At 39.2% G+C, this 24,697-nt stretch carries 24 protein-coding genes; 14 read left to right on the top strand and 10 right to left on the bottom strand.

The window, feature by feature from the left end; translation table 11 throughout:
• Position 1 precedes the first annotated feature (1 nt).
• The 7 genes from WBW42_RS05170 (at position 2) to rplS (ending at position 7,124) form a co-directional block, all read left to right on the top strand.
• Positions 2 to 3,856, top strand: a complete 3,855-nt coding sequence (locus tag WBW42_RS05170) for a PilC/PilY family type IV pilus protein (RefSeq protein ID WP_032057269.1) — start codon at positions 2 to 4, stop codon at positions 3,854 to 3,856.
• Positions 3,857 to 3,866: 10 nt separating this feature from the next.
• Positions 3,867 to 4,349 (top strand): type IV pilin protein, encoded by a 483-nt coding sequence (locus tag WBW42_RS05175; protein ID WP_002116770.1) that lies wholly within the window; start codon positions 3,867 to 3,869, stop codon positions 4,347 to 4,349.
• Complete coding sequence (locus tag WBW42_RS05180; protein WP_002117055.1) at positions 4,346 to 4,771, top strand: type IV pilin protein; 426 nt, start codon at positions 4,346 to 4,348, stop codon at positions 4,769 to 4,771. Before WBW42_RS05175 ends, WBW42_RS05180 begins: the two co-directional genes overlap by 4 nt.
• Positions 4,772 to 4,918: 147 nt before the next feature.
• Positions 4,919 to 5,170, top strand: a complete 252-nt coding sequence (gene rpsP / locus WBW42_RS05185) for a 30S ribosomal protein S16 (protein ID WP_000260334.1) — start codon at positions 4,919 to 4,921, stop codon at positions 5,168 to 5,170.
• Between the two features lie 19 nt (positions 5,171 to 5,189).
• Positions 5,190 to 5,738: a ribosome maturation factor RimM gene (gene rimM / locus WBW42_RS05190; RefSeq protein ID WP_002116736.1), complete on the top strand. Its 549-nt coding sequence runs from the start codon at positions 5,190 to 5,192 to the stop codon at positions 5,736 to 5,738.
• A gap of 42 nt (positions 5,739 to 5,780) precedes the next feature.
• Positions 5,781 to 6,536, top strand: a complete 756-nt coding sequence (trmD, locus tag WBW42_RS05195; RefSeq protein WP_002116964.1) for a tRNA (guanosine(37)-N1)-methyltransferase TrmD — start codon at positions 5,781 to 5,783, stop codon at positions 6,534 to 6,536.
• Between the two features lie 219 nt (positions 6,537 to 6,755).
• A complete protein-coding gene (rplS, locus tag WBW42_RS05200; protein ID WP_002116654.1) occupies positions 6,756 to 7,124 on the top strand; it encodes a 50S ribosomal protein L19 in 369 nt (122 codons plus the stop codon).
• 51 nt (positions 7,125 to 7,175) lie between these two features.
• Here rplS and WBW42_RS05205 read toward each other — a convergent pair whose 3' ends face one another.
• Complete coding sequence (locus tag WBW42_RS05205; protein WP_080777126.1) at positions 7,176 to 8,117, bottom strand: lipase family alpha/beta hydrolase; 942 nt, start codon at positions 8,115 to 8,117, stop codon at positions 7,176 to 7,178.
• 115 nt (positions 8,118 to 8,232) lie between these two features.
• Complete coding sequence (locus WBW42_RS05210) at positions 8,233 to 9,264, bottom strand: lipase secretion chaperone (protein WP_032057272.1); 1,032 nt, start codon at positions 9,262 to 9,264, stop codon at positions 8,233 to 8,235.
• Positions 9,265 to 9,417: 153 nt separating this feature from the next.
• Here WBW42_RS05210 and truB point away from each other — a divergent pair, with 153 nt between their 5' ends.
• The 3 genes from truB (at position 9,418) to WBW42_RS05225 (ending at position 11,774) form a co-directional block, all read left to right on the top strand.
• Positions 9,418 to 10,323, top strand: coding sequence for a tRNA pseudouridine(55) synthase TruB (gene truB, locus WBW42_RS05215; RefSeq protein ID WP_002116937.1), 906 nt, complete (start codon positions 9,418 to 9,420; stop codon positions 10,321 to 10,323).
• 19 nt (positions 10,324 to 10,342) lie between these two features.
• Positions 10,343 to 11,119, top strand: a complete 777-nt coding sequence (locus tag WBW42_RS05220; protein ID WP_000525218.1) for a sulfite exporter TauE/SafE family protein — start codon at positions 10,343 to 10,345, stop codon at positions 11,117 to 11,119.
• A 211-nt stretch (positions 11,120 to 11,330) separates the two neighbouring features.
• Positions 11,331 to 11,774: a hemerythrin domain-containing protein gene (locus WBW42_RS05225; protein WP_001019905.1), complete on the top strand. Its 444-nt coding sequence runs from the start codon at positions 11,331 to 11,333 to the stop codon at positions 11,772 to 11,774.
• 7 nt (positions 11,775 to 11,781) lie between these two features.
• Here the strand turns inward: WBW42_RS05225 and WBW42_RS05230 are convergent, their stop codons facing one another.
• The 3 genes from WBW42_RS05230 to serA form a co-directional block, all read right to left on the bottom strand.
• Entirely contained in the window at positions 11,782 to 12,645 is an 864-nt protein-coding gene (locus WBW42_RS05230; protein WP_014207805.1) for an EamA family transporter, read from the bottom strand.
• A 90-nt stretch (positions 12,646 to 12,735) separates the two neighbouring features.
• Positions 12,736 to 13,620 (bottom strand): EamA family transporter, encoded by an 885-nt coding sequence (locus tag WBW42_RS05235; protein ID WP_005804555.1) that lies wholly within the window; start codon positions 13,618 to 13,620, stop codon positions 12,736 to 12,738.
• A gap of 98 nt (positions 13,621 to 13,718) precedes the next feature.
• Positions 13,719 to 14,951: a phosphoglycerate dehydrogenase gene (gene serA / locus WBW42_RS05240; RefSeq protein WP_004705258.1), complete on the bottom strand. Its 1,233-nt coding sequence runs from the start codon at positions 14,949 to 14,951 to the stop codon at positions 13,719 to 13,721.
• 378 nt (positions 14,952 to 15,329) lie between these two features.
• Between serA and WBW42_RS05245 the strand changes: the two genes are divergently transcribed.
• Positions 15,330 to 16,739, top strand: coding sequence for a D-2-hydroxyglutarate dehydrogenase (locus tag WBW42_RS05245; RefSeq protein WP_002116692.1), 1,410 nt, complete (start codon positions 15,330 to 15,332; stop codon positions 16,737 to 16,739).
• A 93-nt stretch (positions 16,740 to 16,832) separates the two neighbouring features.
• A complete protein-coding gene (locus WBW42_RS05250; RefSeq protein ID WP_017400479.1) occupies positions 16,833 to 17,201 on the top strand; it encodes a hypothetical protein in 369 nt (122 codons plus the stop codon).
• A 45-nt stretch (positions 17,202 to 17,246) separates the two neighbouring features.
• Here WBW42_RS05250 and WBW42_RS05255 read toward each other — a convergent pair whose 3' ends face one another.
• Together WBW42_RS05255 and WBW42_RS05260 are read right to left on the bottom strand one after the other, a co-directional pair.
• On the bottom strand, positions 17,247 to 17,561 hold the full coding sequence (locus WBW42_RS05255; protein ID WP_032057273.1) for a putative quinol monooxygenase: 315 nt from the start codon (positions 17,559 to 17,561) through the stop codon (positions 17,247 to 17,249).
• Between the two features lie 13 nt (positions 17,562 to 17,574).
• Positions 17,575 to 18,162, bottom strand: coding sequence for an NAD(P)H-dependent oxidoreductase (locus WBW42_RS05260; RefSeq protein ID WP_014207799.1), 588 nt, complete (start codon positions 18,160 to 18,162; stop codon positions 17,575 to 17,577).
• Positions 18,163 to 18,399: 237 nt separating this feature from the next.
• Here WBW42_RS05260 and WBW42_RS05265 point away from each other — a divergent pair, with 237 nt between their 5' ends.
• Together WBW42_RS05265 and craA are read left to right on the top strand one after the other, a co-directional pair.
• Positions 18,400 to 18,768 carry a hypothetical protein gene (locus tag WBW42_RS05265; RefSeq protein WP_014207798.1) on the top strand — a complete coding sequence of 123 codons (369 nt, stop codon included), beginning with the start codon at positions 18,400 to 18,402 and terminating at the stop codon, positions 18,766 to 18,768.
• Positions 18,769 to 19,136: 368 nt separating this feature from the next.
• Positions 19,137 to 20,366 (top strand): chloramphenicol efflux MFS transporter CraA, encoded by a 1,230-nt coding sequence (gene craA / locus WBW42_RS05270; protein WP_005067162.1) that lies wholly within the window; start codon positions 19,137 to 19,139, stop codon positions 20,364 to 20,366.
• A gap of 41 nt (positions 20,367 to 20,407) precedes the next feature.
• Here craA and yccS read toward each other — a convergent pair whose 3' ends face one another.
• The 3 genes from yccS to WBW42_RS05285 all read right to left on the bottom strand — a co-directional run bounded on the left by yccS (position 20,408) and on the right by WBW42_RS05285 (position 24,575).
• Positions 20,408 to 22,558, bottom strand: a complete 2,151-nt coding sequence (yccS, locus tag WBW42_RS05275) for a YccS family putative transporter (RefSeq protein ID WP_032057275.1) — start codon at positions 22,556 to 22,558, stop codon at positions 20,408 to 20,410.
• 203 nt (positions 22,559 to 22,761) lie between these two features.
• Positions 22,762 to 23,331, bottom strand: a complete 570-nt coding sequence (gene sodC / locus WBW42_RS05280; protein WP_075383285.1) for a superoxide dismutase family protein — start codon at positions 23,329 to 23,331, stop codon at positions 22,762 to 22,764.
• Positions 23,332 to 23,456: 125 nt separating this feature from the next.
• Positions 23,457 to 24,575, bottom strand: a complete 1,119-nt coding sequence (locus WBW42_RS05285; RefSeq protein WP_002117074.1) for an AI-2E family transporter — start codon at positions 24,573 to 24,575, stop codon at positions 23,457 to 23,459.
• Positions 24,576 to 24,697 lie beyond the last annotated feature (122 nt).

Raw genomic sequence — 24,697 nt, forward strand, 5'->3', positions numbered from 1 at the left:
CGTGAAACTAAAATTGAAGAATTTTAAGCCAAATAATTTATGGTATGCCATCTGTTCGAGTTCGGTTGCTTTTACATGGCTAATGACAAGCTCCGTTGTGCAGGCGAGTGATTTACAAATTTATGCTTCACCTACAGCGGGTAAAAAAACCATTGTGATGATGTTGGATACATCAGGAAGTATGACCAACAATAGTTATGGCGAAAACCGTCTGGCTATGCTTAAAAATGGTATGAATGCTTTTTTAGCAAGTAATAATCCTGTTTTAAATGACACTCGTGTGGGGTTGGGAAATTTCTCTGCAAATGGTGATAGCCGAAGTGGGCAGGTTCTAGTGGCTGCCGCTCCTTTAGGTGATGCGAGTACTTTAAATACAGTGGGTTCTCAACGTTATAAATTAAAACAGGCTGTTGCAAATTTAACTGCTGGCGGGTCAACGCCTTCAGCACATGCTTATGCGGAAGCTGCTGCTTATTTGATGGGTACAACGACCTATTCAGAGGCAAATTATGCTATTCGAAAAGATAGCTATATAAAGCGTGTGCGAAAATCTGATAATAGAACGGAATACTCATATTGTACGAATTATCGCGATTCACAAATCGATACTACAAATCTATGGCAACCTTGTCGTTCTAATAACTATTGGAGTAACTGGTCAACTTCTAATCCGGGTGTGGATACGGCAACTGCTTATGATACTTCGTCGGATTGGACCTATTCTTATACTTATTACTACACCACCTTTAATTATGCTGTAGCAAATGCAGATAGTGGTATCCCAAAATCAAAATCAAACGATACAACCAGCAATCCCAATATTGTTGTAGATAGAAATGCCTCTAATTTAAATGCTATTTACCAATCTCCTTTACCTGCGGTGACCAATCGCCAGAGTTGTGATGGGCAAGGAATCTACTTTTTATCAGATGGGGAGCCGAACAATACAACAAATACGCGTTCTGCAACTGTCATGTCGACAGCCCTAGGCAGCACTTTGGGAGCAAATTTTACTTGTTCTGGAGGTTTGTCTAACACTACAGCAGACTCTGGTTGGGCCTGTATGGGGGAATTTGCAAAAAGATTATTTGATAAAACAAAAAACCCAGCTGGGGTTTCTATTCAAACAGCATTTGTCGGTTTTGGTAGTGACTTTTCTAGTTTAAGTTCTTCTGATGTAAAAAATGCCTGTCGTTTAAGTTCGAGAACCCAATCTGACCGAAAAGGAGATGATGCGTGTTCACCGAATCAGACCACAAATGCGGTCGCTGCACCTGGTTATGGGAATGGAGGTTTTTTCCCTACCCAAAGTGCGCAAGGTGTAACAGACAGTGTTATCGCATTTATTAATAACTTAGAAAAAGTTCCGTTACAACCCTTAACCACTGGCGCTATCTCAGTTCCTTATGATGCACTAAACCCTAAAAATTTACAGGAATATGGTTACTTACGGGCTTTAGAGCCAAACCCAGCTAACACCTACTTAACATGGCGTGGAAATTTAAAGAAATATCATGTTGTTTTATCAGGGGGCAATGCAGGTGCTTTTGAAGCTAACACTGGTGGGTTGGTTTACAATGCAAGTGGGGCTTTTAGAACGGGTACGAAAGATTATTGGAATAGCTCTAATTATAATGATGGAGGTAACGTCTTTTTAGGTGGTTCATATGCAAAAGTTCCTTTACCAATTGCTGGACAAAATGAAACACGTGATGAAGATGGAAATATCATAAAATATTATTACGCAGTACAAACTAAAATCCGCAACTTATTTACTGATGTTTCCGCTGTTGCGGCAGATGGTAGCTTAACGAAAATATCGACTTCTGGAACTAATTTGCTAAAAATCCCAGCTGCTCCCCCAGAAGGAACTAATCCTTTTGATAGTGTGGCTAATACAGCAAGTTATGTTTTAGGAAAATTTAATGCATCAACTGGACAAGATATTTTAAAAGCTTTCCCGATTGGCTTGAAATTAAAAATATTAAATTATCTAGGTTACTCAACTGATATTAGCGCTACGACTTTACCTTCGTCATTAGTTACATCGAATGAACCCTATTTATCGATGGGCGGTAGTATTCATTCTTTACCGGTGCAGCTTACCTATAATGGAACATTAGATGAAAATGGGAATTTAACATCTGCGCGTGAACAATCTATTCTCTATGGAACGATGGAAGGTGGTCTGCATCTTGTGGATGCTTCAACTGGCGTAGAACAAATGGCTTTCGTTCCGGCTGATATATTAAATGATCCAATTGCATCAAAAGCTTTAGTGGTTGGCCAAAGTGATGCCTCAGCTCCTGCTCACGGTATGGATGGGGCTTGGGTATCTGACCCTGCATATAGTATTACTACAACGGGAAGCGGTAGCTCAGCAGTATCAAAAGTAACTGCAAAGCAAATGAATATTTATGGTGGCATGCGAATGGGTGGCAGCAGCTATTATGGCTTAAATGTCTTAAATCCTGTCTCACCTAAGCTCCTGTTTAGAGTAGGAGCAGATCAAACTGATTATAGTCGCATGGGGCAGAGTTGGTCTAAACCTGTACTTGCAAATATACGTTATAACGGAGTTATTAAACGGGTTATGATTGTTGGTGGTGGCTACGACCAATGTTATGAAAACCCGAATATTACCTTGAGTAATTCTTGCTTTACGAATGGAAAAGCAAAAGGGAATGCTGTTTATATTATTGATGCTAAAACTGGGGAACGCTTATGGTGGACTAGTGATACAGGCTCTAATATAGATAACTCTAATATGAAGCACAGTATTGTTAGTCGCATTAGTACCTTAGATCGAGATGCTGATGGTTTGGTAGACCATTTATATTTTGGCGATTTAGGCGGGCAAATTTTCCGTATCGATCTTAATAATAACCAGACAAAAACAAATTCAACTTATAGCAGTTTCGGTATTCGAGTTGTTCGATTAGCGAATTTAGCAACAAATGACTCAACTTATGATGCTTCGAATGACTATACCGCTGGGAATGCGCCGCGTTTTTATGAACCGCCAACAGTGACAATTCATGATTATGGAATCCGCACTTTTATTACTGTAGGTATTGCTTCAGGTGACCGTAGTACACCTTTAGATGTTTATCCGCTTACAGGTCGTGAGGGGATGTCACCGAGCACCGCATTAAGCGGAAGACCTGTAAACAATGTCTATGGGATTATCGATAAAGACTTTATCAAAAAGAATTTAATGTCTTTAGCTGATAACCAACTTGAAACAAAAGATATTACTCGATTGACGCTTCGAAAAAATCCACAAATTTTACGGTCTGGGGAAACACGAGTAGCACAGATTTTCTTTCCAAACACTGGGGTGGGGCAAAGTGGTTGGTATCGCTCACTTTCTAGTATGAGCGATGGCACAGAGAAAGCTAATAATAGTTTCCGTATTAAAGGTGGACTGAAAGCTTTTGAAGAACCTATGGCCGTTACGGGGACTTTAATTGTGCCTGTTTATGATCCGCAGGGAACAGGCATTGTAGCGGCAGACCCATGTTTACCACGTGTAGTAGGTGAAACTGACCAGCAGACGTTCTGTTTACCATTTGGCGCCTGCCTTAATTCTGATGGGTCAATTGATCAAAATAAAGAGAATGGAAGTGGATTCAAAACACAAACTGGTACTAATTGCCCAGTAGGAGCTTCCGAATGTAATAAAAACGTTATTGGCTCCGGTATTCGTGGCGTAACATTTGTACCAACGGAGGATAACCCACCTGCGACTAATAGTTGTGGGAAATTAAAGCTGTCTGGAAACGAGAGTGGAACGGGCGAGTGGCAATGTACAAGTCACTTAGTTCCTGCGCGCTGGTATGAGCGTTATCGCTAAAGGATGACTTATGAATAAATACTATATCCAACGGTTTAATCAGGGTGTTACCTTGATTGAGCTCATGGTTGTCATCGTGATTGTCGCTATTTTTGCTTCGATTGCTATCCCTTCATATCAAAGTTATAGCCGCAGAGCGACTGCCTCTGCTGCTAAAGGTGAAATTCTAAAATTGGCAGAACAGTTGGAACGGCATAAATCCAAGAACTTTACCTATAGAGGATTTACTACGACATCTGTAACTTTGCCACGGGGTGGTTATACGATTGAAATTAGTGATGATACGACGACAGGAAATTTATTGACGAATGCTGCTGCAAATGGGCAGACATGGGTCATTAAAGCGACAACTACAGATTCAAGAAATTTTAATTTTATTGCTAAGAATTCAGGTTTGCGTTGCCAAAGTTTAACAGCTACGGCTGTTGATAATGACTGTGGTGGAGCAGTCACTTGCAATGTATGTGAAACAAATAGTGAGAATTGGCAATGAAGAATGGTTTTACTTTAATAGAACTCATGATTGTAGTCGCAATAATTGCAATTTTAGCGGCTATAGCTACACCTTCGTATTTGCAGTATTTACGCAAAGGACATCGTACAGCTGTTCAATCTGAAATGATGAATATTGCCCAAACATTAGAATCAGAAAAAATAGTTCACAATCGCTATCCATCGAATGCAACGATTACATCGGTTTATGGTTCTAGTGTCAGTCCTCAACAAGGCCAAGCCTTATATAACTTAGCTTTCGCTAGCATAACTGATTCAAGTTGGGTGTTAACTGCTACACCTATTGCTACTAGTTCTCAAGCTGGTGATGGGATCATTTGTCTTAATGATCAAGGGCAAAAATTTTGGGCAAAAGGTGCAACTGATTGTGCGTTATCTGCCACATCAAATTGGCTACAGTAATTTTAAATTCAAAACTGCGGATAACTCAAAAAATAATCTTTCTTTCAGGGCGAAAATCACGTAGAATGTCGCCCTCTATGAAAGGGGTTTGAAGTGTTGTCGATGGTCGGCGCAGGGATAATCCGTAAGAATTATAAGGCTTTTATCATGGTTGTTATTCGTTTAGCACGTGGCGGCGCAAAAAAACGTCCATTCTATCAAATCGTTGTGACTGACAGCCGCAATGCACGTGATGGTCGTTTCATCGAGCGTATCGGTTTCTTTAACCCGACTGCACAAGGTCAAGCAGAAAAACTTCGTTTAGATGCAGACCGTTTTGCTCACTGGGTTTCTCAAGGTGCTCAACCTTCTGAACGTGTTGCTTCTTTAGCTGCTCAAGCTAAAAAAGCTACTGCATAATTTTTGTAGTAGGTAGCCCATGACATCAACACAGAATGTTCCCGAAGATCGTATTCAGATTGGACAGTTACGTTCAGCTTATGGATTGAATGGGTGGCTCTGGGTGTATTCAAATACAGAACCTATGAGCAACATGTTTGACTACCTGCCTTGGTACATTGAGACCAAGGCCGGTTGGCAAACAATAGATGTAAAACGTTGGAAACCACATGGCAAAGGCCTAGTTGTTGCGTTGAAAGGTGTGAGTGATCGCACTGGGGCGGAAAGCTTGGTTGGCGCTAATATCTGGATTGCTAAGTCTCAACTGCCAAAAGCAGATGTAGATGAATACTACTGGTCAGATTTAAAGGGCTTAACTGTGTTAGGTCTGGATGAAGAAGAACAGGAAGTAAACTTAGGGAAAATTCATGAGTTGTTTGAAACTGGAGCTAATGATGTGATGGTGGTGCATGCTACCCCAGACAGCATTGATTCAGAAGAGCGCATGATTCCTTGGCATAAAGATGTAGTACAACGTGTTGATCTTGAAGCTGGTCGTATTTACGTCAATTGGGGCGTAGATTATTAATCCTTTTAGGATTAATACAGCAGGAAAATAGAGGAGTCTGTGATGTTTTTTGCAGTCATTACGCTTTTTCCTGAAATGTTTGAAGCGATTACAGCCTACGGCATCAGCGGACGTGCGGCAAAGCGAGATATTGTACAAGTCACTTGTATTAATCCTCGTGATTTTGCTGAGGGAAACTACAGAAGAGTGGATGAACGTCCATTTGGTGGCGGCCCAGGTATGGTGATGATGGCTGAGCCTTTGGCGAAAGCAATTGCACATGCCAAACAGCTTGCCTCACAAGCAGGACATGTTCATGTTCCTGTGGTGTATATGTCCCCACAAGGCAAAACCTTAAATGAACAGGCAGTACAGCAGTTTGTTGATTATGACGGCTTAATTGTACTGTGTGGACGTTATGAAGGAGTCGATGAACGTTTGATCCAGCATTATGTGGATCAAGAATGGTCAATTGGTGATTATGTTCTATCTGGTGGTGAACTGCCCGCTATGGTGTTACTTGACAGTATTATTCGCCGTTTGCCGAATGTAATGTCAGATGAACAATCAGCAGTACAAGATTCTTTTGTTGACGGTCTTTTAGATTGTCCACAATATACAAAGCCTGACCATTTTGAAGGGCTGGATGTGCCAGAGGTATTAAAATCTGGACATCATGGCAATATTGAAAAATGGCGTTTTTTGCAGCGATATCAACGAACTCTAGAGCGTCGACCTGAGTTGGTCGAAAAGGTTGAGTTGACTAAGCAGCAAAAAAAATGGCTAAAAGATACGCAAGTGAATAACGGTAACTCTTAATCGTTATTCTCAAGAACGTAAGTTCTGCAACGAGACGAGAAGCAATGCTTCGAGTTAAAGCATAATTCTATTTATTGAATAGTTTTATGTAAATTTAAAGGCTCTTTATAGACATATTGTCGTAAAGGGAAAGATAAACGGGTTGATATGCGCTTTAGCCTCTATCCCCAGCGGAAATTCAGACCTCTTCTGACTCCGCACATATTGGAGATTCCCACAATGAGTGGTAAACATCCTTTAGTTCAAGCTGTTGAAAATGCACAGTTAAAATCTGATATCCCTGCTTTTGCTCCTGGTGACACTGTCATCGTTCAAGTAAAAGTAAAAGAGGGTGATCGTGAACGTCTTCAAGCATTTGAAGGTGTTGTAATCGCTAAGAAAAACCGTGGTTTGAACTCTGCGTTCACAGTACGTAAAATTTCTAGCGGTGTTGGTGTTGAGCGTGTATTCCAAACTCACTCACCAGTTGTTGCTAAAATCGAAGTGAAACGTCGTGGTGACGTTCGTCGTGCTAAACTTTACTACCTTCGTGACTTGTCTGGTAAAGCTGCACGTATTCGTGAAAAATTACCAGCTCGTAAAGCGTAAGCTTATAGCGAGTAAAAAAATGCGCCTTTTGGCGCATTTTTTGTTTAAAAACTATAGTCCTTGAAGTTTTAAACGGTTTGCATGTTGACGGTAAACCGAGACAGGATCGGAAGCGAAAATAGAACGTATACCAAGTACTTGGTTCACTTCATCTAAATGATTCCAGTTGTAATCATCACGAATTGTTTTACCAAATTTGGCACTGCATCGGGAAACAAGTCCATCATTATCACCAAATGGATCGACTACTAAACTACTGCCTGTAAGCGCAATATCAAATGGATCTAATGGGTTGGTCAGCGCTTTATTCCCCGAGAAAGAATACATATAAATACCTTTCTCTTGGTATGTCCCTTCACCACAAGAAGTAGTTGGTACACCCATAGGGAATTGAGCATTAAATTGAGCTGAACCTTGAGTTGATAGGCTATGAGCACCTGCTAAAGAGTCATGCGGATAGCTTGTTGGGTCTAGGCCTCCTGCCCAAGTAATGGCTGCTGAAAACCAGTTTACTAACGTTGCCAGTCCAGACAGAGGAGTACCCTCAACGTTCAGGATCACATCTGCCATTGGTGATCCCTTATGAGGTGCACCAATTGTAGTGAGTGAGGCAACTTTTTCTGGCATGATACCGGCCACATAGCGAATTGTCGGGCCCCCATGGCTATGACCGATCAAGTTGACTTTAGGCTTGCCGGTAATGGCAATAATCTCTTCTACTTGCTGGGCAAGTTGTTCACCACGCACTTCTGTTGAGTTAAAAGGTGACACTCTGGTTGCCCAGACATTTCCTCCATTACGAGCAAGATCCGGAAGGATTTGATACCAGTAATCGAGACCAAGTGTATCTGTCCCAACTCGGTTAAAACCTGCCATACCGTGGTTAAAAACCAGTGGATATTTGGTTTGTGCATAAGATGAATAGACGAACGAGTTTTTAACTTGTTCAGCATTTGTGGCATAGGCCGCTGAAATACTCAATCCAGAGAGCATTGCAGCGCAAAAAAACGTTAACTTCCTTTTCATTTTTTACTCACTATTTTTATTTTGTATGAAAAGCAGCTTCTTACTGCTAGTGCTTGTTTAGTCAGTCCCTAATAGGAAAGACTTAATAATTAAATGGCAGTTCACCTCCCTGATCATGGACCGTTTCAAAAGTTCGCAATCTTAATTGTTCTTGTGATGAGTTAAATTGTTGTTGGCGTAATTGTTGTATGGCTTGGCCTTTAGCACTATCACTCATGTTACTTTTAATAATTTCATCTCGACCATCGAGATAACTTGTGACCCTTTGTTGCCAAGCATTCCGTTGCGTATCTAAAGTTTCTAGCCTTTGAGTTGCTTCAGCTCCGACGAGTGCTGTACGCATTTGTCTAAGCTCTTCTGCTGAACCATGGCGTGCTTTAATTTGTTTGGTCAGTGCATGTAAGTCATCAAGTTTAGAAAGTTCTTGTAGGTTTTGCTGCCAGTCTTCAGGAAGTTCTTCGAAACGTTCTTTAAGCTTTTGAGCCTTTTCAATTTCGCTTAAAGAAGAGTCCTCAAGTATTTGCATACGATCTAACGTGTAGTTCTGATAGATATCTTCAGTTGAGAAGAGCCCTTCAACTTCAGCGGCCGAAAAGAAACGTTTTCTTAGATCTTGAATTGAATTAAAGATTTTTTGAAAATAATTTTTATCTTGTTGTTTTGACGAGGGCGTTTGGATTTGAGCAAGCTGTTCACGGTATTTTAAGTAGCGGGCCCATAAATCTATAATCTGTGAGCGAGCGGGCTCTAAATATTTTCCCTGAATAAATTGTCCAAAGTGATTTTTAATTTGCTCTAAATCATTTTCTCCATATTGGGTAATAAAATATTCAAAGCAGTCACGTGTTTGACTATTAACGACCAAATGTTGGGAACTATCAATTTTTAACTGACAGTTAACTTCAGTATCTTGCTGACTTTTACTATGGTAAGCATCTGCATTTAGCGTTGAGTTATTTGTGGGTGGAGCTGATGCTAAATTTTGAGCTGTCTTTTCACTGACTTGGGTTGATCTGTTTTTTGAATCAGGACTTAACCAATAGACACATGCAATGAGGCTCAAAATAAAAAAAACGAGCACGCACCACAATACCTTCTTCTGCATCCCTTGCATAAAGATATCTTCCTTAAGTTTTAATTTGTTGTTTTTTTACTCATTCATTAATGTGCCATAAAATAAGTGAAAAGGCACCTAAATATTGTGAAAATATCTTGCCGAATTTGCTAACATGTCGGCACTTTTTTCTAGCTTTGTGTTCCAGTAAAAATGACGACAAAAAATCAAAAAATTTCTCGTCGCCATATCAGTGGTGTATTTCTATTAAATAAACCATTAGGCTTAAGTTCAAATGCGGCTTTGCAAAAAGTGCGTTGGTTATATCGCGCCCAAAAAGCAGGCCATACTGGAGCGTTAGACCCCTTGGCGACAGGTTTGCTCCCGATTTGTTTGGGAGAGGCGACCAAGTTCTCACATTATTTGCTGGACTCAACAAAGCGTTATCAAACCACTGTTCGATTGGGACAGACCACTACAACAGGTGATGTGGAAGGGGAGATTTTACAAGAGCGTCCTATTCCGGTGCTTAGCCAAGAACTTATTGAACAAACCTTAGAGAAATTTAGAGGAGATATTCAACAAGTTCCACCCATGTATTCGGCTTTGAAAAAAGAAGGTAAGCCGTTATATGAGTTGGCGAGAAAAGGTATAGAGATTGAGCGTGAAGCGCGTCCAGTCACGATTTATGCTTTAGAGCTTATTGAGTTTACCGAAAATAGTATCACTCTGGATGTAACCTGCTCTAAAGGTACATACATCCGTGTACTAGGTGAAGATATTGGTGAAGCACTTGGTTGTGGTGGACATTTAACGATGCTAAATCGGACTCAAACAGGACATTTTGAGCTTATACCGAGTTATACCATTGAATATCTGGAAAGTTTAACAGAAGAGCAAAGAGAAGCTTTGCTACTTCCAGTTTATGCACCAGTTGACCATTTCCTAAAAATTCAAGTTCCGGAAGGGCGTGAAAAATATTTTTGCAACGGTTTAGAAAGCAATATTGAGCATTCAGCAGAAGCAGAAGTTTTGGTGTTTTCAGGTGAGCGCTGTTTAGGCTTAGCAGAGATTACCGATAAAAAACGGTTGGTACCTAAGCGTATCTTAAATTTGTAGTAGATGTAGAGTATAGAGCATGGGCATGGAATGGGATGTTATCCTTAGTTTGATCTTTTTTGCGTTTACTGCAGGAGCAATTGATGCTGCTGTAGGCGGCGGTGGACTCATCCAGATTCCCGGGATCATGAGCACTTTTCCTAACATGTCGACTGCTACGGTGATTGGTACCAATAAAGTCTCATCCATTTTTGGTACTGCATCGGCGGCTTATACATTTGCTAAAAAAGTAAAGTTGCAATGGAAGCTTTTAGCCGTTATTGCCATTTGTGCCTTGATTAGTTCTTTTGCTGGCGCTGCATGTTTATCACTTATTCCACAATCCGTATTGCGTCCTTTCGTTTTCGTAATGTTGATTGTGATTGCGATTTATACCCTAGTTAAAAAGAACTTCGGTCAAGTTCATACCGAGCAAAAAATTACCACGAAAATGTTAATTTTAGCTGGTATTGGTAGTTTGGCCATTGGTTTCTACGACGGTATTTTTGGGCCGGGTACTGGCAGTTTCTTTATTTTCTTCTTTATCCGTTTTTTACAAGTTGATTTCTTGCATGCTTCAGCTTTGTCAAAAATTGGTAATTTTATGACTAACTTAGCTGCGCTGAGTTTCCTCATCCCAACTGGTCACGCTATTTTACATATTGGTTTAATGATGGCGGCGGCTAACGTGCTAGGTTCTATTGTTGGGGTGCGTACTGCACTTAAATATGGCAGTGGTTTTGTGCGAATTATCTTTTTAATTTTGGTAAGTATTCTGATTTGCCGTTTGGGCTATCAAATGTTTGTTACGGGTTAAATAAGATTGAAAGTATGAGCTGTCTCAAAAATGCAGTTCATACTTTTGTGTATCATTTACAGTTAAAAATATAAAAATCATTACAGAAATTTACTAGAAAGAAAACTGTGTAAAAAATAGTCTCATTTTAAGCTACTTAAACATTATAAATTTCAACGTATGATAAACCTTGAAATAAAAAAGATTTTTTAGCTAAAAAATGAGGAAGAGAATGAATATTTTCGAAGCATTAAGAGAAAGCCATGAAAATCAACGTAACCTTTCTGAACAACTCATTCAGACACACGGTTTAACCGAAGAACGAAAAGAATTATTTGATGCATTAAAAAATGAACTTTATGCCCATTCAGTTGCCGAAGATCGTTACCTTTATATTCCTTTAATGTTTGATGATGTCGGTTTAGATATTACGAGACATGCTTTATCTGAACATCATGAAATGGATGAGTTGGTCGAACAACTTGAAAAAACCGATATGAGTAGCCCGAGCTGGTTAGCAACCGCCAAACAGTTGAGTGAAAAAGTCCATCATCATTTAAAAGAAGAAGAACATAAGTTTTTTCAACAAGCCGGAAAAATTCTTAAAGACAGCGAAAAGGAGACACTGGGTAATAAATATTTAAAGGAATATAAAAAGTATAAAAAGCAGCAGTAGAGTAAACCTATGCAGCCTTTTTAGTACTTCTTAAAGTAACACCAATAGAGGCCAGCATTACGCAAGCCAAAGCCACCCATTGCAGCATGCTGATTTCTTCGTGAAGCAATAAGAAACCCGTTAATGCTGCCAATGCTGGTGCTAAACTCGTTAGAGTCCCATAAGTTAATTTATTGAGTTGTTTGAGAGCCATTAAATCAAGTGCATATGGAATTGCAGTCGCTAACACCGCAATAAGTAAGGCTTTACCCCAGTACTGTGTCTCAAGTAATGCAGGAGCATTGTGCCAGATTCCAATTGGCAATAAGGCAAGTGCAGATACACCGATCCCAATCGTTAAGGCGTGCATCCCGATATTTTGAGTCACAACTTTATGACCGAAATAGATATAGAAGGCCCAGCAAAGTCCAGCACCTAGTGCACATGCTGCACCTACATACGAGAAATGGTGTTGAATAGGGTTTTGCCAAGGTACCATGAGTGCAATGCCTAACATGGCCAGTGCTACCCAAATGTAGTCGCTCTTTTGTTTAATAGAAAGAAGCGCAAGACCCAATGGACCAATAAACTCTAATCCAACAGCAATACCTTGGGGTAATTTTCCAAGTGAGGTATAAAATAGGATATTCATTAACCCTAAAGATGCGCAGTACATCAATAAATCACGCCATTTTAAATAGGGTAAGCGTGACCAGATTTTCCAAGAGCGAAACATGATCGCGACGATGACTGTTGCAAAGCTCAGCCTTAAAATTGTAACGGTGAGAGGGTCTAATGTTGCAATGAGCTGTTTGGCAAATGAAGCGCTGATTTGATATGAGACCATAGACAAAATCATATACAGCACAGCAATAATTGGAAGATTTTGCATGGAAAATACTCTAGCGCTTCATCTGATGTCTAAAAATAATGGTGGACAATTATAACGAATACTGTGTTTTAGCTGGCAAATTTCATTAAATTAACTTGCTACTTTTTCACGTTCTTGGCGAGCTTTTTGGGTGGTTATGGTACAACCAACAGAAGCGGTAATAATGGTTGCAAGTGCTAGCCATTGGTTCCATAACAGATATTCGCCTAAAAAGATAAAACCAGATAGCGCTGCAACTGCGGGTTCTAGGCTCATCAATGTTCCAAAGCTTAAAGGTGTCAAATTGCGCAGTGCTAACATTTCTAAAGAGAATGGGAGAGCACTGGCTAAAATAGCCAAACCAATAAAATAAAAAAGATAGGGAAGTTCTATAACTTGTGCAATTGAGCCTGAAAAAAAGGTAATGGGTAATAAGATGCATGCACCTACACTCATTCCCAAGCACACCGTATGATTACCTGAAATACCAGAAGGTTTCTGACCGGCAATAATATAAAGCGCCCAACAAGCCCCTGCACTAATAGCAAATAAAACGCCGATCCAATCTAGACTATGGGCCTGATTGAAAGGGAAAAGTAAAATCAGCCCAATAATTGCGAAGCTCACCCAAACAAAATCATATTTTTGGCGTGCGTGGTATAACGCCACACTTAAAGGTCCAATAAATTCAAAAGCAACCGCGATCCCAATCGGTAAGCGTTCGATCGACAGATAAAACAGTGCGTTCATGCCTGCAAGCGCAAATCCATAAGCTAAAATTGCTTTCCATCGAACCTGACTAAAATTAATTCGCCAAATTCTAAAAATAAAGGCAAGAATAATTGCACCTAAACATAGGCGCATTGCTGAAACAGTCAGTACAGGGAAGTTCTGAAACAGAATTTTTGCTAAAGATGCACTGCTTTGTACGCTTAGCATAGCGAGAATGAGAAAGCCCAAAGCATGCAGCTGAGATTTCTGGTTCGAACTGGACATTTTATTATTTGATCGATTGGTATACTTTTCACATGATAATGTAAATGCCCATAAAAAAGCCACAGACATTGCTGTGGCTTTTAAATTTACAGTTCGTATTAGAACAATACGCGCACGCGAATTGTACCTTCAACTTCATGCAACATATCTAAAGCTTCGTGAGAAGCAGAAGCGTCAACGTCCATGACGAGGTAACCGATGTCGCCTTTAGTCATAAGAGACTGACCAGAAATGTTGATGCCTTGTTCAGCAAACAAGTTGTTGATTTTAGACAATACGCCTGGCACGTTTTTGTGGATGTGCAATAAACGGTGTTGGCCAGCTGTCAATGGTAATGCGATTTCTGGGAAGTTCACCGCAGAAAGTGTCATACCTTTATCAGAGTAAGCAACAAATTTCTCTGCAACTTCTAAACCGATGTTTGCTTGCGCTTCCATGGTTGAACCACCAACGTGAGGAGTTAAAATCACGTTGTCTAATCCGCGAAGTGGAGACTGGAATTCTTCACCGTTTGCTTTTGGTTCTTTCGGGAATACGTCAACCGCTGCACCAGCAATATGACCAGATTTGATTGCATCAGCTAAATCTTCAATCACTACACATGTACCACGTGCAGCATTTAAGAAAATCGCGCCTTCTTTCATTTTCGCAAATTGTTCTTTAGTGAAGAAGTTGCGTGTAGATGGAACATCTGGCACATGTAAAGTCACAACATCTGCAGTTGCTAAAAGCTCATCTAAAGAACCAACTTGGCGAGCATTACCCATTGGTAATTTGGTTACTGCATCATAATAAATAACATGCATACCCATACTTTCAGCAAGAACTGAAAGTTGAGAACCGATGGAACCGTAACCCACAATACCTAAAGTTTTGCCACGAGTTTCAAAAGAACCGACAGCGGACTTGTCCCAACCACCACGATGACAAGCCGCCGATTTTTCAGGAACACGGCGAAGAAGAAGAATCGTTTCAGCAAGTACAAGCTCTGCAACCGAACGCGTATTTGAATACGGTGCGTTGAATACAGGAATACCACGTGCCATTGCTGCTTTAAGATCAACTTGGTTTGTTCCGATACAGAAACAACCTACTGCGATCAATTTGTTTGCAGCTTCGAAAACTTCTTCAGTCAATTGGGTACGCGAACGAATACCAATAAAGTGAGCATCTTTAATTGCTTCTTTAAGCGCTTCGCCTTCAAGAGCAGTTTTACGATAGTCAATATTGGTGTAACCCGCAGCGTTTAAAGTATCGACTGCGTTTTGATGAACGCCTTCTAACAAAAGGAAACGGATTTTATCTTTAGGTAGTGAAAGATGTTGGCTCATTACGGCTCCGCTACAAAGGCCAAATTTGGTGGCGGTATAATAACATACTGGGCGGTGCTATAGATATTTCGTTTATACCATCGCCTTATGGCAATTTTATCTATGTCTAATCACTTCTGTTTATGGCTTGTCGAGCATTTTAAAATATGCTTGGTAGGGGGATAAATGTGATTTTTCTCTGAAAGCCCCATAGAAAGCATTTATTTACGTTAAACATGTTTTGTAGTGACAGTATCTCTAATCTGAACTTTATCGCTTGCGCGGATACATGTAGAATATAGGAGTTCCTTGAACATTATGACTTTGCTCAGGTGAGAACCTTGAGAATTATGAGGTCATAGTCCCACCACAGTTTACTTCTTGCTAGGTCTGCAAACGATGAATGCTCCAGTCGCTTTAACACCTGAGTTACTCACCCAATTAACAGCAATCGTCGGTGAAAACCGTATTAAAACTGATGCTGATAGTCTCGAAAACTGGGGTAAAGATCATACCAAGCATTTTAATCCGAACCCATCGGTCATCGTTTTTCCGTCAACGACTGAACAAGTTCAGGCAGTTGTAAAGCTTGCGAACCAGTTTAATGTTGCGATTACACCGTCAGGTGGTCGTACTGGTCTCTCTGCTGGTGCGGTAGCAACCAATGGTGAAATTGTCATTAGCATGGACAAAATGAACCAAATTCTTGAGTTCTTCCCGGCAGACCGTATGGTGCGTGTTCAAGCTGGTGTTGTGACTGAGCAATTGCAGAATTATGCAGAAGAACAAGGCATGTATTATCCGGTGGACTTTGCGTCAGCGGGTTCTAGTCAGATTGGCGGTAATATTGGTACCAATGCTGGTGGTATTAAAGTTATTAAATATGGCATGACACGTAACTGGGTACTTGGTTTAACTGTAGTGACTGGTAAAGGTGACATCCTGCGTTTAAACAAAGGCATGGTTAAAAATGCAACTGGTTATGCATTACAGCATTTGTTTATTGGCGGTGAAGGCACATTAGGTTTAGTGACCGAAGCAGAAATTAAACTTGAGCGTCAACCACAAAACTTACAAGTTTTAGTTTTAGGTGTTCCAGATTTCGATGCAGTAATGCCTGTGTTACATGCTTTCCAAAAAGACATCGACTTAACTGCATTTGAGTTCTTTGGTGAACTTGCAATGCAAAAAGTTTTAGATCATGGACATGTACAACGCCCATTTGAAACTCAATGCCCGTTCTATGTATTACTTGAGTTTGAAGCTCCATATGAGCCGATTCTCGATAAAGCAATGGAAATTTTCGAGCATTGTATGGAGCAGGGTTGGGTACTTGATGGTGTAATGAGCCAGAGCCTTGACCAAGTAGAAAGCTTATGGCGTTTACGCGAAGATATCTCTGAATCAATCGCGCCATTTATTCCATACAAAAACGATATTTCAGTATTAATTACTCACGTACCTGCATTTATTCGTGAAATTGATGCGATTGTTCAAGAAAACTATCCAGACTTTGAAATTTGCTGGTTCGGTCATATCGGTGACGGTAACTTGCACTTAAATATTTTAAAACCTGAAAACTTAACCAAAGATGAGTTCTTTGCGAAGTGTCAGGTGGTAAATAAATATGTGTTTGATACCGTTAAAAAATACGACGGTTCAATCTCTGCTGAACACGGTGTCGGTATGACGAAAAAGCCATATTTGGAATATTCACGTTCGCCTGAAGAAATTGAATATATGAAAGCTTTGAAAAAAGTATTTGACCCGAATGGTTTGATGAACCCAGGTAAATTATTCGATCTTTAAATTAGATCTATTTTGTAGGACTACATAGTTTCTACAGAGTAACCGACAAAGCCATAGCATCATAAAGCTATGGCTTTTGTTTTGGTGATAAAAATGCAACGTTTATTTTTAATTTCAGCGCTTTGTGCTGGGCTTTTCACTGGGTGTGCGACGACCAGTAAATTAATTCCTTTTGTGGGTTCGGAAACTCCGATGCAACAAGTACTTAAAGCCCAGCCTGAGATCGTAAAAGAGCATAACAATACCTCAGTTCAGCAAGTATTTAACCGAGTAGAATCTCCAACAGTTTCCCGTATTACCGTTATCCAAACAGGTTTAATGGATGATTCTGTTTCTGCAATCCGAACAGAATATTCATTTAAGCTAGTTGATGAAAAGTGGCAATTGCAAAATAAGCAAAAGAGCTATCAATGCGCGAGAGGGAAAGGCTCTAGAGGTTTTCAAACCCAGCTTTGCTCTTAAAAATAAAAAAGACGATAAATATATCGTCTTTTTTTATAGTCTAAATTATACGCCGTTTTCTAAAATTTTAATTTTAACGTCAACTACATCATCTTTAACTGCTTCATGATGTGCTTGCATATGATGCGTCGCTAAATGTGCTTCAAGATGGGCAACACTTTGCCATTTTTCTAGCATGACAATCATGTCAGGCTCTTGGGTTTGGAAGCTCGCATTTGATTTGTGATCAACTAAAGGTTCATAACCATGACAACCATCTTCTGCTAAAACAGTTGGAATGATTTTTTGAAAGGCATCCAATACGTTCTGGCGATGCTGTCCACCCGATTTAGTACGAATTTCCGCAATAATGGTTAGCATGGATTTCTCCTTATTAGGCTGCTGCAAATACAGTATTTAAGTGTGCTTTATATTCTTCAACATAACTATCAACGTCAGGCATTTTAATTACGTCATTTACGATAAATGTCGGAAGGGTGCTCATGCCTAAGAACTGATTGGCTTTATGAAATGGTAAATAAACACCATCTACACCTACGCCGTGGAAGAATTGATCTGCATCTTCAAATGCTTCCATTGGAGCATTCCAAGTCAATGACAGCATATATTTTTTGTCATGAATTAGACCACCTGAACCATATTTTTTTGAGGCATCAGAACGGCTACGCCCATCACTTGCATAAAGTGAACCATGACCAGTGGTAAAGACATCATCAATATACTTTTTGACTGTCCAAGGTGCGCCCATCCACCAGCCTGGCATTTGATAAATAACAACATCTGCCCATAAGTATTTTTCAACTTCACTTTCAGCATCATAATTGCTGTCTGCACGGGTGACTTGAACTTCGTGGCCGAGTTCCGTGAGATGTGTGGTTGCTAGGGTGGTTAATGTGTCATTTAATTCACCGTTTGAGTGGGCAAATTGTTTAGCACCATTAATCACTAAAATCTTACTCATGGATGTTGCTCTCATTAAATTCCTGTATTTGACGCATACTCTATGAGATTTACTGTTGTAGAAAAATGCATGAATAGGAAAAATATTGTTGATAAAAAATCAATAATTATTATTGGATTTCTATTTAAAATTAATCTATCTCATTAATATCAATAAGTTTATACTTATTTACAAAGCTCAAAAGGAAAAAGTGGCCTATTATCTTTAGCATTAATTTTGAGTAAATAGAGGGGAAGAGTGATGAAAAAGAATGGTTTGTTGATTATTTTCAGCTTAAGCATATTAACAGCTTGTGCTCCCCCTCAAAATTCTTCTGCTCAACTTGCTGATAGTCCTATACAGGCTGTATTACTCGATCAACCAGATCTTTTAAATGATGCAAGCAATTTAGATATTTCACAGCAAATGAATGCTTCGGATGATCCTTCCAATGCTCAAGTTACTATTTTGCAAACAGAGCCTAGTCCAGATGCGGTGTCGAAAACACGTACTGAATATTTATTAAAACGAGATCAGCAAATCTGGAAAATTGTGAATAAAAAGCAAAGCTATCAATGTACAAAAGGAGAGGAAACTACAGATTTTCAAGTTAATCCTTGCCCATGATGCTTAATTTTTTATCGAATATGTGGATAACTTTGAGTTTGTGCACAAGCATAATTTGCATGCCCTTTTGTGCAAAAAACTGAAATTTAAGCTTCTTGAAATTGCATGATTGCTGATCAATTTAAAAAGTGCTATTGTTGCGCTCGGCAATTGTGCCAATTGGTAAAAATTACCGAATCTCACGTCATATATTTTTTCTCGTTTTAGACACCTTGTGAATACGGTGTTTCACACTCTAAACATGCACTCTCACGGCATATAACAACTTAACTAAAGATTGATTGACCATACATGTCATCGTCATGACTACATCTTATTTTATAGGTAGTCGTACAGACATATGGCCGCTATTTTGAAGTGTACAACTCATGAAAAATATTCAAACGACAACGTTGAACCGTACAACGTTGATGTTTCCTTTGGCCTTAGTGCTATTTGAATTTGCGGTTTATATTGGTAATGACCTGATTCAGCCAGCCATGTTGGCAATTACTGAAGATTTTGGTGTAAGTGCAACTTGGGCACCATCTTCGATGTCATTTTATTTATTAGGTGGCGCATCTGTTGCATGGTTACTTGGTCCTTTGTCGGACCGTCTCGGACGTAAAAAAGTACTATTAGCAGGAGTTTTATTCTTTGCTCTATGCTGTTTTTTAATTTTACTGACGACGCAAATCGAGCAATTTCTAGCTTTAAGATTTTTGCAGGGAATTGGTTTAACTGTAATTTCAGCCGTTGGTTATGCGGCCATTCAAGAAAGTTTTGCTGAACGTGATGCGATTAAAGTCATGGCACTCATGGCAAATATCTCATTACTTGCACCCTTGCTAGGACCTGTACTTGGCGCTTTCTTAATTGATTATGTGTCTTGGCACTGGGGCTTTGTCGCCATCGCTGTATTGGCATTACTCAGTTGGATCGGGTTGAAAAAACAGATGCCAAGCCAGCAAGTCAGTGTAACCAAGCAACCTTTTAGTTATCTTTTTGATGATTTTAAAAAGGTGTTTGCCAACCGCCGGTTTTTAGGTTTAAGCCTCGCATTACCTTTAGTGGGTATGCCTTTAATGCTATGGATTGCTTTATCTCCAATCATTTTAGTAGATGAATTAAAGCTCACCAGTGTGCAATATGGCTTAGCTCAATTCCCCGTATTTTTGGGTTTAATCGTAGGCAACATTGTCTTAATCAAAATTATTGACCGTTTGCCTTTGGGTAAAACCGTCATGATGGGTTTGCCGATTATGCTAACCGGTACACTCATTTTAATATTAGGTGTAGTGTGGCAAACCTATCTCATACCATGTTTGCTTACAGGCATGACACTGATTTGTTTTGGTGAGGGGATTAGTTTCTCGGTCTTGTATCGTTTTGCGCTCATGTCATCTGAGGTATCAAAAGGAACTGTTGCAGCAGCAGTTTCAATGTTACTGATGATGAGCTTCTTTGCAATGATTGAACTTGTACGTTATCTCTATACACAATTTCATTTATGGGCTTTTGCATTGTCTGCATTTACTTTTATTGCTCTTTGGTTTAGCCAACCGCGAAGTGCTTTGAAGCAGGAAATGCAAGAAAGACTTCAACAAGGCAACAATTAAATAAAAAATACCGGAAGTGATATTCCGGTATTTTTTTTATTCTACTTAATCTCATGTTCTAAAAGTTTGTCTTTAAGTGTTAATAATTCTGGCAAGGTTTCTAGCAATAAACTGATTTGTTTTAACACGAGTGTGTAATTCTCTGAAAAGTGCTCATGAGTAGTTAGGCTTTGAATTTGCGCTAAAGTCTGCTCAAGGAAATTGAAATCAATATAAGCCGGATCAAATAAGCTCTGTTTAAGAATTTGCTGACAATCCAGTAAGAGTTGTAATACCTGTTGATCATCAATTTTTTGTCGTTGGCTTCCTAACGCTGCCACGTAACTTAGTTGGCTGTGGCTATAAACCAGATAACGAAAAGCATAATGGATGAGTTGAGGATTCGGGTTCGGTTCAGCACTTAGGCTCGAGATCATGTTGGATAGCTCAATCTGAGCGTTATGCGCAGCACGACGAATTCGGCGGTACTCTATATCCTGATTTTTGCCATATTGATATTGCTCAACAATCACATTGAAATAATCTAAGGTCGCTTTGCTGCTTTTATTAATATTATTGGGGATGTTTCGAAAGTTCCAGTCGGGCCAAATAAAGTTTACGGCGAGCCATGCAATAAAGCAGCCTAATAAGGTATCTATCAGTCGAGGCAAAATAATACTGTAGCCAGCGCCTTTTAAGTTAAAAATTAATAGCACCATAAAGGTAGCCATGAGCGTAGCCAAAGCATATTTCTTTTGGCGTAAGTAAAAAAAGCAAACTCCACAAATAATTGTAATGATGAGCTGGCCTTCAATACTCGGTACAAAATATAAAATAGGTATTCCTAATAAAACACCGAGTAAGGTACCAATCGTTCTTAATTTAAGACGGCTTTTAGTCGCAAAATAAGTAATCTGACAGACAAACAAACTGGTTAGTAAAATCCAGTAGCCATGCTGCGCAAAGGGTAATAATGAAATTGCATAACCTGCGGCGAAAACCACAGCAATTCGTATGGCATGCCTAAACAGCGCTGACTGTGGCGTAAGTTGTTGCCGAAGTTTTAAGATAAGATCTGAAAATCCTTGAATATCATCATCAAGTAAATTTAAGTGTTCTTGTCTTGTTTGAGTGTTATTTTCAGGAACAGGTTGAGCATATTGCAGTTGTTCAAATTGTTCATGCATGCCTTTTAAATTATCAAAAATAAGTTTTAAATTTTTAACTTCAAAATTTTGTGGATGTTGTTGTATCCAATCTTTTAAAGAACTTTCCAAATGTCCTAGTACTTTCTGACTTTCTTGCGAAGGCTGATATGGCTGGTTATATAAAATACATTGAGCTAGGTCTTGGCATGCTTGTGCTTGTAGACGCAGGTTTTTTTGAAAACGGAAAATAAGATCACTACGGCTAAAATTCTGTTGAATATGTTCGTAATGTAAATAATTTGAAGTGGCTTGCTCGTGAATATCTCGTGCGAAAAAATATAGGTTTAGCCAATAGATACTTTTATTACTGACTCTGGAAGCTTTGAGCCGAGTAAGTAGAGAACTGCGTATATGATTGAGGCTTTGGGCAACTTGCGTATTTTGTAGAGATAATTCATATAAAAGCTGCTCAACATTCTCTTTATTGTCCGGATCAAACAAACGAGCTTTTGCTTGTAGTAGAACAGAAATTTCTTTAAAAATTTGTGAAAGCTTATCTTGTAAGGGAAGTGTCGGTTTAATAATAAAAAATAAAATAGAAGTTAAACCGTACCACAGAGCACCATAAACAAAATAAGTAGGTTGTTGATACCAATGTGCGTATTCGCCTAAACCGAACATACTATAAATAGAGAGCAGAATCGTGCCAAAAGAAATCGTGGCATAACGTTGCCCTAAGGCGCCTAGTAATATGAAAAAAGCGCTTGAGATAGAGAGATATAAAATAAAGAAAATTTTGTAAGGAGCTAAAAAGCCAAGAATACTACTGACTGTAAAAAAGAGCAGGCAGACATAGATCAAGTTGCGTAATCGAATACTTAAACGATCATCAAAGTCTGTCAATGCTGCTGCAATTGCGCCTAAGGTTACAGGAACAATGAGTTGATTATAGCCTAGCCAAAGCAAACCTAAAGTTGTGCCAGTGAGTACAATCAGAATTTGCAGGCAATAAATTAAAATAGAGTTCGTCTTAAAGCTATTAAATATTTGGGTCAGATAATTCACGGCTTTTGTTCTAAATTAGAGAATACGTGAGGAAGCACTATGTAACTTTAAATTTTTATTACTTCAAAAATATTATTCTTTTTATCTACAAAAGTCAGTCATTTTTTTAGATTTTATTAGACTTAAACCAAGTTGTAACGATCAATAAATTAACAGAATTGTGGATATCTTTTTAGATACCCACAATTTAAAAAATACATAAATTATTTAATCACGCCACACGCAATTCGTGCTCCGCCACCGCCAAGAGGTTGAGGTGAGTCTGAATAATTGTCACCACCCGCATGGATCATAATCGCTCGACCCTGAATATCAGCAAGTTTTAATCGAGGTGCGATTACGGCAGTTGTTGCAACACCTGTATTATCGACAACTAAAACAGGTAGATCGCCTAAATGGCCAGTGGTTGGAGTACCATGATGAGGGGCTTGGTTCGGGTTATAGTGGCTACCGGCAGCTAAAGCAGCGCCAGGTTTTCCATCTTTTACAGCAGGTGCACAAGAAGCGTTTTCATGAATATGGAAACCACGAGTACCACTTGGTAAATCAGCAAGAGCAGGGGTAATAATTAAGCCTTTGTCGCTATCTTGAAAGCTAATCGTACCTATTTTTTTTCCAATACCGTTAGCTGTCACTTCATTTACGTCGACCACTTTTTTAGTATGCATTGAGGTTAATGCTTGGGCTGTGTCAGATACAGTTTTAGTTACCGAACTACAGCCAACGGTAAAAAGGGCTGTAAGCGCACAGACTGCGCCAATTTTATTAAACATCTGCATGATTGGATGTCCTTATAAATATATATGATTGTTTGATTCAAACAAACAGAGGTCTGACCTACAAGTTAATTTAAATAGTTAATTTGTATCTAGAAACATTTTTAAATTAAATCTCTATGTCACTTTTCATCATTAGACGATTCACTCTCAGAATCATAAATCATGGTCGTTTTTGGCATAGGTTCAGGTTCAATCGTTTCATGTAACCATTCACGCCAAATTGCCAGTAAAATAGCCAAAATTACAGGGCCAATAAATAAACCGACTAAGCCAAAACTCGCAATACCGCCTAATACACCAAACATAATTAATAAGAAAGGAATTTTGGTGGCACCAGAAATGACGAGTGGTCTAATCACATTATCCGAGCTACTAACAATCAGCACACCCCAAACCACAACACCAATTGCTTCCATGGTTTGTCCCTGAGAGAACAACCATAAGCCAACGCCTAAATAAGAAATTGGAGTACCAAATGGAATTAAAGCCAATAAGAAAGTAACAATCGTGAGTACCATAGGGTTTGGTACACCTGCTACGAAGTAACTTAATCCAGCTAAAACGGCTTGAGCAATTGCAGTTAAACCCACACCATATACGACTGCACGAGTTGTTTCAGAAATTGTATCGAGATAATGATGAATACGAGGGCCAATCACCATTTCTAAAGCTTTACTCACTTGAGATAAAATCATTTGACCATCACGATAGAAGAAAAATAGGCTAAATACTGCAAAGCCAAGTTTGACAATATTTTTACTAATTTCACCAAGCAGCACACGGCCATAACTTAAATGGCTTTGTACCCAAGCTGCGATATTTTGAATCGTGCTATTTGGATCGTTGTTCAACTCATTGAGTGTACGAGAAATCTCTTTTCCTACAAAAGGAAGGTCACGAATAAAATCTGGAACGCTTAAATGACCCGAAAAAACCTGACGTTGTAAATCAAAATATAAGTTACGTCCCTCATGCTGCAAAATAAAAACCGCGCATGTAAAGGGGATACCAACTACCAAAATGACCAGACTAATCATCAGGGTTGCGTTTAAAGTATTACGTGATTCTCCAAAAAAACGCTGAATTCTTAAATAAATAGGCCAAGTCATATATGCAATGATGGCAGCCCAAAGTACAGGAACGATAAAATATTTCAGGATATTAAATCCTAAAAAAATCAAAATAAAAAACAGCCCAAACAATAAAACGCGCTGTAAATTAGGAGCGTATGGATGCACGAACAATATTTCTCTAATTTTCTACATAGAATAAAGTCATATTAACTGAAAAATAACCTGAGGCAAATTTTAAGGCCGTAATGTAAAGAACCTTATACATCCAGTTTTAAAGGCTAAAATTT

The sequence above is a fragment of the Acinetobacter sp. LT1 genome, assembly GCF_059800965.1.

What these genes read in the sequence shown, in the direction of transcription:
- WBW42_RS05175 (WP_002116770.1), top strand. Translation starts at nt 3,867, where the DNA reads ATGAATAAATACTATATCCAACGGTTTAATCAGGGTGTTACCTTGATT.
- WBW42_RS05180 (WP_002117055.1), top strand. Translation starts at nt 4,346, where the DNA reads ATGAAGAATGGTTTTACTTTAATAGAACTCATGATTGTAGTCGCAATA.
- rpsP (WP_000260334.1), top strand. Translation starts at nt 4,919, where the DNA reads ATGGTTGTTATTCGTTTAGCACGTGGCGGCGCAAAAAAACGTCCATTC.
- rimM (WP_002116736.1), top strand. Translation starts at nt 5,190, where the DNA reads ATGACATCAACACAGAATGTTCCCGAAGATCGTATTCAGATTGGACAG.
- trmD (WP_002116964.1), top strand. Translation starts at nt 5,781, where the DNA reads ATGTTTTTTGCAGTCATTACGCTTTTTCCTGAAATGTTTGAAGCGATT.
- rplS (WP_002116654.1), top strand. Translation starts at nt 6,756, where the DNA reads ATGAGTGGTAAACATCCTTTAGTTCAAGCTGTTGAAAATGCACAGTTA.
- WBW42_RS05205 (WP_080777126.1), bottom strand. Translation starts at nt 8,117, where the DNA reads ATGCTCTCTGGATTGAGTATTTCAGCGGCCTATGCCACAAATGCTGAA.
- WBW42_RS05210 (WP_032057272.1), bottom strand. Translation starts at nt 9,264, where the DNA reads ATGCAAGGGATGCAGAAGAAGGTATTGTGGTGCGTGCTCGTTTTTTTT.
- truB (WP_002116937.1), top strand. Translation starts at nt 9,418, where the DNA reads ATGACGACAAAAAATCAAAAAATTTCTCGTCGCCATATCAGTGGTGTA.
- WBW42_RS05220 (WP_000525218.1), top strand. Translation starts at nt 10,343, where the DNA reads ATGGGCATGGAATGGGATGTTATCCTTAGTTTGATCTTTTTTGCGTTT.
- WBW42_RS05225 (WP_001019905.1), top strand. Translation starts at nt 11,331, where the DNA reads ATGAATATTTTCGAAGCATTAAGAGAAAGCCATGAAAATCAACGTAAC.
- WBW42_RS05230 (WP_014207805.1), bottom strand. Translation starts at nt 12,645, where the DNA reads ATGCAAAATCTTCCAATTATTGCTGTGCTGTATATGATTTTGTCTATG.
- WBW42_RS05235 (WP_005804555.1), bottom strand. Translation starts at nt 13,620, where the DNA reads ATGTCCAGTTCGAACCAGAAATCTCAGCTGCATGCTTTGGGCTTTCTC.
- serA (WP_004705258.1), bottom strand. Translation starts at nt 14,951, where the DNA reads ATGAGCCAACATCTTTCACTACCTAAAGATAAAATCCGTTTCCTTTTG.
- WBW42_RS05245 (WP_002116692.1), top strand. Translation starts at nt 15,330, where the DNA reads ATGAATGCTCCAGTCGCTTTAACACCTGAGTTACTCACCCAATTAACA.
- WBW42_RS05250 (WP_017400479.1), top strand. Translation starts at nt 16,833, where the DNA reads ATGCAACGTTTATTTTTAATTTCAGCGCTTTGTGCTGGGCTTTTCACT.
- WBW42_RS05255 (WP_032057273.1), bottom strand. Translation starts at nt 17,561, where the DNA reads ATGCTAACCATTATTGCGGAAATTCGTACTAAATCGGGTGGACAGCAT.
- WBW42_RS05260 (WP_014207799.1), bottom strand. Translation starts at nt 18,162, where the DNA reads ATGAGTAAGATTTTAGTGATTAATGGTGCTAAACAATTTGCCCACTCA.
- craA (WP_005067162.1), top strand. Translation starts at nt 19,137, where the DNA reads ATGAAAAATATTCAAACGACAACGTTGAACCGTACAACGTTGATGTTT.
- sodC (WP_075383285.1), bottom strand. Translation starts at nt 23,331, where the DNA reads ATGTTTAATAAAATTGGCGCAGTCTGTGCGCTTACAGCCCTTTTTACC.